Source organism: Bacillus sp. FSL M8-0077, assembly GCF_038050255.1.
Taxonomy (GTDB): Bacteria; Bacillota; Bacilli; order Bacillales; family Bacillaceae; genus Bacillus; species Bacillus altitudinis.
In genome coordinates, this window is sequence record NZ_JBBPAF010000001.1 from 1,917,658 (window position 1) to 1,929,654 (window position 11,997).

The 11,997-nt window shown below is 41.2% G+C and carries 12 protein-coding genes; all 12 read right to left on the reverse strand.

Translation table 11 applies throughout. From position 1 onward, the window contains the following. Positions 1-165 precede the first annotated feature (165 nt). Positions 166-1,497, reverse strand: coding sequence for an alpha-glucosidase/alpha-galactosidase (locus NST57_RS09800; protein ID WP_076821603.1), 1,332 nt, complete (start codon positions 1,495-1,497; stop codon positions 166-168). 31 nt (positions 1,498-1,528) lie between these two features. Continuing rightward, complete coding sequence (locus NST57_RS09805; RefSeq protein WP_142155203.1) at positions 1,529-2,359, reverse strand: ABC transporter permease subunit; 831 nt, start codon at positions 2,357-2,359, stop codon at positions 1,529-1,531. Continuing rightward, the gene (locus NST57_RS09810) at positions 2,359-3,291 is read right to left on the reverse strand and encodes a carbohydrate ABC transporter permease (protein WP_341298470.1); all 933 of its coding nucleotides are present in this window, start codon (positions 3,289-3,291) and stop codon (positions 2,359-2,361) included. The genes NST57_RS09805 and NST57_RS09810 overlap by 1 nt, the downstream gene beginning before the upstream one ends. A gap of 30 nt (positions 3,292-3,321) precedes the next feature. Further along, complete coding sequence (locus tag NST57_RS09815; RefSeq protein ID WP_142155205.1) at positions 3,322-4,578, reverse strand: extracellular solute-binding protein; 1,257 nt, start codon at positions 4,576-4,578, stop codon at positions 3,322-3,324. 218 nt (positions 4,579-4,796) lie between these two features. Then, positions 4,797-5,837 carry a LacI family DNA-binding transcriptional regulator gene (locus tag NST57_RS09820; protein ID WP_142155206.1) on the reverse strand — a complete coding sequence of 347 codons (1,041 nt, stop codon included), beginning with the start codon at positions 5,835-5,837 and terminating at the stop codon, positions 4,797-4,799. 183 nt (positions 5,838-6,020) lie between these two features. After that, on the reverse strand, positions 6,021-6,713 hold the full coding sequence (gene alsE, locus NST57_RS09825) for a D-allulose 6-phosphate 3-epimerase (RefSeq protein WP_142155207.1): 693 nt from the start codon (positions 6,711-6,713) through the stop codon (positions 6,021-6,023). A gap of 17 nt (positions 6,714-6,730) precedes the next feature. Further along, a complete protein-coding gene (locus NST57_RS09830; RefSeq protein ID WP_142155208.1) occupies positions 6,731-7,993 on the reverse strand; it encodes a PTS ascorbate transporter subunit IIC in 1,263 nt (420 codons plus the stop codon). A 26-nt stretch (positions 7,994-8,019) separates the two neighbouring features. Next, positions 8,020-8,286 (reverse strand): PTS sugar transporter subunit IIB, encoded by a 267-nt coding sequence (locus NST57_RS09835; RefSeq protein WP_017359544.1) that lies wholly within the window; start codon positions 8,284-8,286, stop codon positions 8,020-8,022. Between the two features lie 15 nt (positions 8,287-8,301). Beyond that, entirely contained in the window at positions 8,302-10,374 is a 2,073-nt protein-coding gene (locus tag NST57_RS09840) for a BglG family transcription antiterminator (protein ID WP_341299212.1), read from the reverse strand. Positions 10,375-10,413: 39 nt separating this feature from the next. Next, entirely contained in the window at positions 10,414-10,680 is a 267-nt protein-coding gene (locus NST57_RS09845) for a hypothetical protein (protein ID WP_341298471.1), read from the reverse strand. 237 nt (positions 10,681-10,917) lie between these two features. Then, a complete protein-coding gene (locus tag NST57_RS09850; protein WP_142155210.1) occupies positions 10,918-11,391 on the reverse strand; it encodes a GNAT family N-acetyltransferase in 474 nt (157 codons plus the stop codon). A gap of 132 nt (positions 11,392-11,523) precedes the next feature. Beyond that, entirely contained in the window at positions 11,524-11,943 is a 420-nt protein-coding gene (locus NST57_RS09855) for a MarR family winged helix-turn-helix transcriptional regulator (protein WP_341299213.1), read from the reverse strand. Positions 11,944-11,997 lie beyond the last annotated feature (54 nt).

The window sequence follows — 11,997 nt, forward strand, 5'->3', positions numbered from 1 at the left end:
GTGTCATGTGGCATGATCATGTTAATCAATTGATGATGTGTTTTTGGTTAACTGTTGGTTAACTTTAGAAAAATCATAATATTAAAAATGCTTTCAGTCAATGATCAGTTTGTTGATCTAAAAAAACCTGATGCCAGGTGCATCAGGCTTAGACCGTTTATTTTGTTATTTAGAAGAAATTGCGTATTGACTCGGCTCTGTATAGGCCGGGAGCATCTCCCCGTGTGCTTCAATTAATTCATTACATAGTTTGATGGTGTCATCAATTGATAATTCAGCACTTGTATGCGGGTCTAATAATGCCGCTTGGTAAATGTGTTCTTTTTTGCCGCTGATTGCAGCTTCAATCGTCATGAGCTGTGAGCTGATATTGGTCCGGTTGAGTCCAGCCAATTGTTCAGGTATCTCTCCGATATAACATGGCATGATACCGCTCCGGTCTGCAACACATGGCACTTCGACACAGGCTTTTTCAGGAAGATTGTGAATGAGTCCACCTGTGTTCAGTACATTTCCACCAAATTTAAAGGGAACGTTCGTTTCAATCGCTTCAATGATACGTGAACCATATTCTTTAGAGCGCGTATGCGTGATCTGTGTGTTTCCCACAAGGTCATGCTTCATCGTATTCCAATTGTTGATTTGTTCCTCGCAGCGTCTTGGGTATTCATCGAGCGGAATGTTAAACTGTCCAATCAGTTCTGGATAACGAGATTTGATAAAATACGGGTGATATTCTGCATTGTGCTCTGAAGACTCGGTGACATAGTAACCGAATTTATCCATTAGTTCAAAACGAACCATATCCGGATGCCGCGTTTTTTGTTTTTCTTTTGCTCTTTTTTTGATTTCTGGATACAAGTCTTGACCGTCCCGTTTCACTTCTAATAACCATGCCATGTGGTTAATGCCAGCAATTTTTTCTTCAATGCCTTCATGGTCCATTTCAAGTGATTGAAATAAATCTTTCGTACACACCTGTACGCTATGGCAAAGACCAACCGTTTGAACCCGAGTATAACGCAGCATAGCGCCAGTCAGTGTGGCCATTGGATTCGTGTAATTTAACAATAAAGCGTGTGGACATACCTCTTCCATATCCTTTGCGAAGTCCAGCATGACAGGAATGGTTCGAAGTGAACGGAAAATGCCGCCGATGCCAACCGTATCCGCAATCGTTTGTCTTAATCCATATTTTTTTGGAATCTCAAAATCAATGACAGTGCTTGGCTGATAGCCTCCCACCTGGATGGCATTGATGACATATTTCGCATTCTTTAAGGCTTCTTTCCGGTTGTGATAGGACTGAATGGTCACATGTGCACCGTAGTTCTCTTTTAAGTGACGCAGCATCGTTTCTGATTCTTTCAGCCGGTTGTGGTCGATATCATATAACGCAAATTCAAAGCCGGCAAGTGCGGGAACGAACAGACAATCTCCTAATATATTTTTAGCAAACACGGTACTTCCTGCACCGATAAATGTAATTTTAGACATAGACGACACTCCTTTTTACATCAAGGTTGGATTACCCTTTAACAGAGCCTTGAGACAGCCCTGCGATAAAGTATTTTTGCAAAAGTAAAAACATCGTGACCATTGGCAACATCGCAATGAGAGCAGCGGCGCCAACGAGCTGGAGCTGGTGTTGATTTTGACCAAAGAAATTGGATAAGGCGACTGTAAGTGTATGCATCTCTTTATCTTGCAAGAAGAAGATGGCAAATTGATAGTCGTTCCAAATATACACACAGGCAATGATTAAAACAGAAGCGGTAATCGGCTTCAGCAGCGGAAAAACGACGGTGAAAAAGACTCTGAGTGTTCCCGCGCCATCAATACGAGCGGCTTCTTCAAGCTCCTTTGGAATCGTCGACCGGATAAAACCGGCATATAGAAAAATCGTCAGTGGCAAAAAAGCAGCGACATTGTTTAAAATAGCGATTTGATAAGTATTCATCATGCCAATTTGTACAACCATTTTGTATAGCGGGACAAGGGCGGTGAGCGGCGGTATCACCATAATGGCAATGAATAAGAGATACACCGCTTGATTCAGTTTTGTTCCTCTTCTTGCGAGCGGATAGGCGGCAAGTGATCCAAAGATGATGAGTAGGGCAGCCGAGCTGAACGTAATGATCACTGTATTCAAAAAGGACTGGCCAAGCTGAGCATCTGTCCATGCCATCCGAAAGTTTTCAAAATGGAGCGTTGATGGGAACAGCCATTTTGAGCTAAAATCTCCTATACCCTTTAGAGATGTCGTGACTAAAATATAAAATGGAATCAGGTGAAGCAATGTAATCGAAAGGGCGAGTAAGGAGTACCATCTTTTCTTTCGTTTATAGGCGTTATCCATCACACCTCGGTCTCCTTTCGTTTGAAATAAATGAGCGCTACGACACTAACGACAAGGATGATGACAGCCATGAAGACACCTTGCGTCGCTGCATAGCCTGCATCCTGCCGTTTGAAATACAGATCATACATAAAGGTCGACATCGATTGCGAGGAATCTCCGGGTCCTCCGCCAGTGAGCGCGACAATAACATCAAATAATTTAAGTCCACCGATCACATTGAGCACAACATTGATGGTGATAGAAGGCATTAAAAGCGGTAATGTGATGCGCCAAAATTGCTGAAGACCTGAAGCGCCATCGAGTTGTGCTGCTTCATAATAATCTTTAGGAATGCTTTGGAGTCCTGCTAAATAAATGATCATGGCAATCCCGACGAATTGATACGTATTCACAAACACGATGATCCAAGTGTTTAGCTGCGGATTACCAAGTGCGTTCATTGGATCAAATCCAAAAAAGGTGACAACGTCGTTTAATGCACCACCTTGGTACGCAAAGACAAAATACCAGATATAGCCCATGGCAATCGGGCTGATCATGACGGGTAAATAGATCACCGTTCTTGTGATGGCTCTCATCTTTAAACTTTGGTTTAATAAGAGTGCATATCCAAGTCCAATCATATTTTGTAAGAGGGTGCTCCCGATGCCGTAAAGAAGGGTATTTTTCACAACAAGCCATGTGGTTGGATCTTGCAGTAGTCGTTTGTATTGATCCAGCCCAATCCACTCATACTGTTGTGAAAAACCGTTCCAATTTGTAAAAGAGAGCTGAATCCCGTTAAAAAAGGGATAAATGATAAAGGTACTGACAACGAGAACAGCAGGCAGATACATCCACCAAAGTGAAGAATTTTGGCTATTTTTCATCTTCTGTTTTGGAAAAGAGGTAAATGTCGCCGCCTGTTTTTCTTTTGTGATGTCTCTCATTGGCTTCACTCCTGTTTCAGCATGAGCCTGCTATTGTTTTTTCAGACGCTTATATTCCTCTTCCATTTTCTTCGATAGTTGTTCCGGTGTGATGGAGCCTGCTAATAATTCTTGACCGGTCGTTGCCATGACAGCCCACATGCCGCTCGGTAAGTATTTTCGATCAAAATATGGTTCAATTTTAATATCTTCATATTGCTCGTAAAATGTAGAGTAATAGTTTTTGGCTTTGACTTCTTTTAAAGCCGTTTCAGAGGAAGTGCCCTCTGCGATTTTCTTTGCGTTTTCAGGCTTTGCTAGAAAGTCAATGAATTGTTTTGCTTCTTTTAGATGCTTTGAGTCTTTCCATGCCGCGACAGTAAAGCGTTCCCCGCCAATCCAGCTTTGCTCATCTCCTTCATGAATCGCTGGTACGGGCATGGTGCCTACTTTGATCGATTGATTGAGTTCAGTCGCCTCAGGTCCTAAAGATCCTCCCACAAAGGTGAAAGCGATTTTGTTTTGTGCCATCAGCTCAGGTGCTTGAGATAGTTTCGCCGTGAGTACATCTTTGTTTAAAAGGTCTTGATCTTTCAGCTCCTTCATAAACTGTGCAAGCGGTGTATAGTGAGACCAATCAAATGATCCATTTTCAAGGTCTTTTCCGTATTGATGTTTTTGATCGGTAATGAGTAAAGGCGTTGCCAGCTCATCAAAGACTTGGGCAATATTTGAATTATCGCCTCCTGGGACCCAGAGCGGCACAACGTCTCCTTTACTTTTTTCTTTGACAGTTTGTAAAGCACTTTTCAGTTCATTCAGTGTTTTAGGAATTTTTATGCCATATTCTTTTAATAGATTGGCATTAAAACTAAGTCCGTCTTTTGCTTGATTCAGCGGATAGGCATAGACTTTGCCATCTTTGTCTTTTAAAATTTGATCGAGTGACGGATCGAGTTGTTTTACCCAGTCCATCTCCTTTAGATCAGCCACGTATTCGCTATATCGCAGCTTGGCCCAGCCGTGTGTATCAAATAGGTCCGGCATGTCGTTTGCGCCCATTTTGACGCGTATCATATCTTCATAGCTGTTGCCAGGGAAGTTGGCATCAATTCGGATGTTTTGATGTTCTTTTTCAAAGTCACGGATCACTTCTTCAAATGCCTTTCTCTCCCCGCTGTTACTCATTGTGGAGAATAGGGTCAAGGTCACTTTCCCGTTTGCTTCAGACGCACCGTTATTGCCGCAAGCAGACAAGATCATCGACAAAACTAGAGCTACACACAGCATCAGAATTTTTTTACTCATCGTTTCCTCCTTTTGATCACTGAAAATTCAGATGATTATCGGTAGAATTCATGCAGTTGCGGAAACAAAAGAAGTCCATTATACTGGAATTCTATTCTTTTCAAAGAGATAAGAGAGCAATTGGGTGAACTGCGTTGTTTTCAGCATGATCTGGCCATCATGCTCAGCAGCTCCCTTCCTGCTTTTTTGTCTCTTTTTTTGTTTACTGAAATGCTCGTTCACCCCCTTTCATGGATTGGGCATGTGCTGCCTCTTTGCATGAGTTTTGTTGGCACGACGACTTTTAGAGGAAGCTTTCTTCCTTTTATCCGCTCAAGCAAAAGCTTTAGGCCCACTTCCCCCATTTCTTCTGTATATACTTTAACCGTTGTGAGCGGCGGGCTTGAAAAGGAAGCGGCTTCGATATCATTAAACCCCACGATTGAGACATCTTGAGGTACACGACGACCGGCTTCATGTAGCGCGCGCATAGCGCCTATTGCCATAGAGTCACTTCCGATAAAAAAGGCTTCTGGAAGATTTCCTTTCTGAATGGCTTTTTGCATAAGCGAGTAGCCTTCTTGCATCGAATATTCGCCTATGTGGATGTCATTCATATGAAGAGTTCCCGCTTCTTGCATTCTTTTGATAAAAGTTGTTTGTCTTTCATCCTCAATCACAGCATTTCCTTCAAAATAATGCTCCCTCTCTTTCCCGCCAATATATCCTAGATGTGTATAGCCGAGAGATTGCAGATGACGAATGGCACGATCTGCCGCTCTGACAAAATCCACATGTACACAATCATACAAATCTTCATCCGCATAATGATTGATAAAAACAATATGTTCCATTCGGTTTGTCATCTTTTCAACCGTATCAGGGCTGATTCGTCCAATGACGATCAAACCGTCAATATCCTTTAGTATCGCCCCTTTATCCATGTTTCTTAGGCGAAAGGTATGGAGAGTGGACAGACCTTGTTTGGCATATTCTTTTTCAATTCCTTTTCGAATCGATGAAAAAAAAGGATCATTTAATTCTTCGTCAATGGATTGGGCGACAACGACACCGATGACTGGGGATGCGGGTGGGCTATTTACTTCTGCTTGATCGGCTTTTCTTGCTCTGACTGGGGTATAGTTTAATTTCTTGGCTATGTCGAGGATGTTTTGTCTTGTTGCGTGTGAAACGGCAAGCGTTTGGTCGCCATTTAACACACGGGATACAGTAGAGACGGATACTTTTGCATCATGAGCAATATCTTTGAGTGTGGTCATAGGCAAACTCCTCAATATTTTTGACTAAATGTTTACTAAAGATATTTGAAGAATACCACATAAATAAAGCGCTTTCAATTATAAATTTGTGCTTTTTTGAAGTTTTTGAGTATGTTTTGATAAGGAGATAGTTTGTTTAGTAAAATTGCGTAAAAAAGAGGATGGACTTCATCCTCTTTTTTACTAAGGTGATTTCATTGTGGCTGTTTCTTTTGCGAACAATTGCTTCATTGTTTCCCATGCTTTATCTAATTCTTCGTGAAGTCCAAATAAACCTGAGGTGCCGATGATGTAAATTTCATTTCCTGCCTCAGCAAGCAGCCGGAACGTGCTTTCATTACAAGAGCCGTCTACCTCAATTGAAAACGAGTATCCTCCCTTCTCTTTGATTTCTTTCACCTCTTTCATTTTCGGAAGCATTTCTTTGATAAAAGGCTGACCAGCAAACCCTGGATCAATTGTCATGATCGTCACCCGGTCTATTAAATGAATAAAAGCATCTAATGCTGCAACTGGTGTGGCGGGATTGAGAACAAAGCCGACCTCACACTTTCTTTCGTGAATATGCCGAATGATTCGAAAAACGTCTTTTTGCACCACTTCTGGATGTAAACAAATCATCGTTGCGCCTGCATCAATACATGCATCAATTAAAAATTCCTGAGGCTGTTCGGCCATTAGATGAACATCAATCGGAACGTCTGTCAGTTTCCGAAGTTGTTCAATGAAAAAGGGTGATAAGGTCATATTTTTTACATAATGACCATCCATGACGTCGACATGATAACGGTCTGCCCTTGTGTTCAGAAGCTGAATTTGTTCACGGAAGTGCGTTAAATCCATGCACATCAATGAAGGTGAGAAAATAGCTGTCATCCTGAAATGCCTCCTTTTTAAAGATGAAATAAAAATTTGATCAATCCAATCAAGATTCCAATGATACCGAAGTCTGTATCTCCAAATGTTGTCCCTTCAAAGCCAAGAGTGCCTAACACAGGAAGTAAACAAGCTGGTAAAAATGAAAGGAGTATTCCATTCACAAAGGAGCCGGCGACAGCACCTCTCACTCCCCCCGTTGCATTGCCGTATACGCCCGCTGTCGCACCGCAGAAAAAGTGCGGCACAAGTCCAGGAACAATGACAGTTAAACCAAACAAAGGAAGAAGGAAAATAGACAAGATGCCTCCTGCAAAACTGCATAAAAAACCGATGATCACCGCATTTGGAGCAAATGGGAAAACAGTTGGCGCATCAAGTGCCGGCTTTGCCCCTTTCACGAAGCGATCGGCAATCCCTTTGAAAGCAGGCACAATTTCACCGATTGCCATCCGTACACCTGCTAAAATAATGTATACCCCAGCAGCAAAGGTAATGGCCTGAATGAGAATGAAGACAGCAAAGTTCGTACCACCACTAATGTTTTCTATGAATGAAATTCCCGCAAACGGTGCAATCGCAAAGAAAAGCAAAGCCATCGTAATGGAGATGGCCACCGATGTATCTCTTAGAAAACCGAGTGACTTAGGCACTTGAATGGTTTCCGTTGATTTCTCTGGGCGCCCGACCCATTTGCCGATCATTCCCGCTGTAAAATAGCCGAACGTACTGAAATGACCGAGCGCCAGATCATCACTTCCAGTGACTTTCCTTGTAAACGGCTGAAGGATTGCGGGAGCAATGACCATCGCTGCACCTAATACGATTGAACCAGTGGTGATCAGTAGCGTTCCTTGCATGCCAGCTGTTGACAGAACGACTGCAAGCATAGCCGCCATATATAGCGTATGATGACCAGTTAAAAAGACGTATTTAAAGGGTGTGAATTTTGCCAAAAGCAAATTAACCACCATACCAAAAATCATAATGAGCGCTGTCTGTGTACCGAATTCCTTTTGGGCAATGGCCGCCATGGCATCTGTATTTGGGACAACCCCTTGAATGTGAAAGGCTGCTTCAAACATCTTCCTGAAAACCCCAAGTGAATCAGATACGACTGTGGCGCCCGCTCCTAATATTAAAAAACCCATTGTTGTTTTTAAGGTGCCTGATACAGTATCGGCAGCTGACTTTTTCTGCAAAAGTAAACCAGCTAGTGCAAACAAACCGATGAGAATTGCGGGTGTGCCCAATATATCGTTCATGATCAGTTCTATCATGATGTGAATCCCCCTTTTTCTGTCGATTATATGTGTTTACGAAGGACGTCTTTAATGGCTTCCTGGTCTAACAAGTTATTTAATCCAGCGACCTTTCTTGTGCCGTCATCCAGCTGATCGATAATATCTGTTGCGCCAATATAGAGGTCTGCTTGTTCATTTTTGCTTGTACTGAGATCGGTGTGATCCACTTCCGCTAAAAGTCCTAATTCTTCTAATGCCTTTTTGACATTCATTTCAACAATAAAGCTGCTTCCTAAACCGTTTCCGCATACAACTAGAATTTTTTTCATCCTCTTTTTCCTCCTTTATACTTGTGAAAATTGATTGATTAGTTGTTGAATGGCTGCGAATTCCTCTGCTTCAATCAATTGTCTCACCCGTTTTTCTTCACTTAACAGCATCGTCAGCTGTTTGAGTGCTTTCAGGTGGGTCATACTGTCAATGGCAGCTAATACAATGATGAGCCGAACTTGCTTTTTTCCATCCTTTGAAAAGGAAACGGGCTGATGACATGACATAAGTGACATACTTAATTTGTTCACGCCATCCTCTGGCCTTGCATGCGGAATCGCCACTTGTGGCGCAATCACAATATAAGGGCCATTTTGATGAACAGACTGGATCATCGCTTTCACATAACTTTCCTGAATCGCTTGTTGATCAAGCAAAGGCTGCGCTGCTTTTGTAATGGCCTCCTGCCATGTGTCTGCTGTTTGCTGGAGCTGAATGGTTTCTTCTGTTAATAAATCGTTTAACACTGGTTTCCACCCTTTCTGGTGTGATACATATGTGGGATGAAGCAGCTCCTTCAGGTCATGAAGCAATGCTTTTTTATTTTGAACGATGGTATGCTGCTGAATGATATTGAATAAAGCATTCACATGGTGCTCATCAAGCATATGTTCTGAGCCTTCTCCATATTGAAGCAATGTTTTTTTCTCATAAGCAGTGAGAATAGGGTGAACGAGATGAACAGGTTTTCCTTTAAACGAAATAGGTGTCGTTGACACAACAAAGTCGGCATCAATGGATGTTAATTCTTCATATGAACGTTTTGATAACAGTCCGCGTATGTCAATGTAGCCGATTAATTCAAGAAGCTGCGTTTTCAGCATGTGACTTGTGCCAATTCCTTCTCCGCAGACAATGTAAACAGAACGTTTCGCAATCGATGAAATCCCTTCTCTTCTCATCCAGCCGCCAAAATGCATCGCCACATAGGCAATTTCATGATCGCTCATCTTTGAACAGGTCGCCTTCTCTAAATGGCAAGCAACCTTTTGCGTGATGTCAAACACCTCTGGCTGTGCATGTTTCATTGAATCTGTTAATTCATTGATGATCTCAATGTGATAGATGAGCCTATAATAGGCCGGAATTAAATGCATGGTTAAGTTTTGTTCCAAGACTTCTACTTCCTGGAAGGAAATACACGCATAACGCTGAAAGTCAATGATCATTTGTCTCGCAATGGTTCGAATGAGATGTTCTTCTGGTTTTTGACTTGTTGGAAGTTTTTGTTTTTTGGCACTGAGCCATAGCGTACTAAGAAAATAGATTTCATCATCATGAACCAAAAGACTGGTTTCTTTTTGAATTTGCGCCATGAAACGAATAGCAGCCAAGCATTCATCTGTTTCCTGCAATGTCCGTTTTTCTTCTGTTGAAATGTGTACAGTACATCCTAGCTTCATCCGTTTGAAGTAGAAAAAGAGATCCATAGACAGCTGATCCAGCATGTCATCTGCAAACTCAAGTTTCAGATCTTGTTCGGACTGTTGAAGGAGATCATGTATTCTCTTATATGAAATAGGACCCTTTAACCAAATCGATGGAAACGTTTTTTCATTTTTTATCATGGTGCGAATGAAATGAATATAAGGCTTCAGCGCCAATCGAATCGTTCTTTCTTCTCCCGAAATTAAATAGCCGCTGGCCGCCTGATAGTGAAGTGTAAGCTGCTGTTTTGAAAGTGCTTCTTTTAGTTGTTTCATATCTTCAAGCAGTGTATTACGGCTTACCTTCGTCATCTCCATAAAATCATCAATTTTTAGATGCTTCTCACTGCATGCAATGGATAGGAGCAAGATGGCACGTCTTTCTTTTACACATGGTTCATAGTCATAACCGACGAGAACAGTGTCAGCTTTTTCGATAATGACTTCTTTCTCGTGTGGATTTAAATAGTAGCCCCGTTGATCTTTTCGCTGAACGCCACTAAGCTGATGGGTTGCCAGCCAGCTATTCATTCGTTTGATTTCAGCGTAGACCGTTCGAGTAGAGACATTCAATCGATTCTGTAAATCTTCAATTGATAGATAAGTGGTCGTGTGAAGCAGCATCGATAATAAAGTCGTGCCCCTCTTGGTTAAATACAGATAGAATCCCTCCCTTCTTCCCTTTGGTTATAAGTCTAATCAACTCACATGCGCCAAAGAAGTCCAAATGTCTTCAGTAAGTATTGTGAAGCTTTTGGGTGCTTCTTTTGCCATAAGAAAAAGCACACCCGCATGAGTGTGCTTTGAGCCTTTTGATCTTGGTTTAGCCATTTTTAAATACTCTAAATCAAAACCAACTGGACGACCAGTATTATCAATAAAATATACTGCACCTTTCTCGTTTTCTACAATTAACCCTTTTTTTAATGCTTTTTTCTCAATAACTTTATTTTTTATATTAGGCAAATACTGTGCCTGCTTTCGTCCTGTTTCGCTAAATAGCTTAGCTTGTTCAGCTGTTTTGGCTTTTACATGTTTAAAACCATGTTCTGTAAAGGTAGCATTGTTGATTTGAGTTCTAATATCTTTTCTGCTATTGAAAAAAAGTTAAATAAATGAAAGGGTATAACATATTTTATATGACGAATATGTTATACCCTTTCTTCTTAAACTAACGCACCTGTTAGCATAACAAGAAAATGATTATTTTATTTTTTTTAGCATTTTAAAATTAGCCAACTTAACCCCCTTTTTTTCCACAGTTTGTGAACAAACAATTTTGTAACCTAGATGTTCAAAAAATGGCTTAGCTGTAATACTTGCTTCGGTATCAATTTCTAAAAGATTTAGTTTCTTTGCCTCAGATTCGAGCATATCAACTAAAGCTGTGGCTATACCTTGTCCTTGATAATCTTTATGAACGAATAGTCTATCTAAGTACCCGGTATGCGTTAAATCGCTAAAACCAACAACTTTACCATTCACTTTAGCAACAAATGTTATATTTTGACTCAATGATTCCTTCCAAGAATTCATTTTAGATTCTTTTTCATCTCTTGGTGCCCAAGCATCCAATTGTACTTGGGAATAATTTTTTGAATTTACGGAATGAACTGTTTCATAAAACAATGAAACAATCTCTTTTGTATCAGTTTCCTTAAACTTTATAATTTCCACTTTCTGTATACCCCCCCTTATTTGGATAAGCATCCTATGTTGTTATTCTCAATGAGAACTTCTTGCACCCTCATAACACATCTCTCATAAAAGATATTACCGCTTCGTCTAAAGACCTCACAGTGTCCTTTCTTACGATTTAGACTTAAGCAATTGCAGCTCTTGATCCATGATTTCAGCTGCTTCTGAAATAAATTGAATGATTAAATCCAATTCTTCTGGCTTGTATTCATTTGTGAGTTTTTTGGAGGATGCCGATAAAGATAGAAAGAGTTGTTTCACTTGTGATTTCCCAGCTGTTAATGGAACAATGATGACCCTTCGCTTGTCTTTTGAGTCCTTCTCCCTTTTGACGTAGCCAGCTTTTTCTAACCGGTCAATGAGAGCGGTGACTGCACCTGAGCTAAGACCAGTTTTTTCACTTAATTCCCCTGCTGTAAGTGGTCCGAGCTCGTTTAACAAATCAGCTGATTTGAGATCTGTTGGGAAAAGGCCGAGCGATTGAGCCGCCGCTTGATGGAATAGCACCGTTCGTGTAGCAAGGCGTCTCATCGTATGAATGATCAGGTCCGCTCGGTCTTCTGCCTCGTTCTTTATTGACAACTT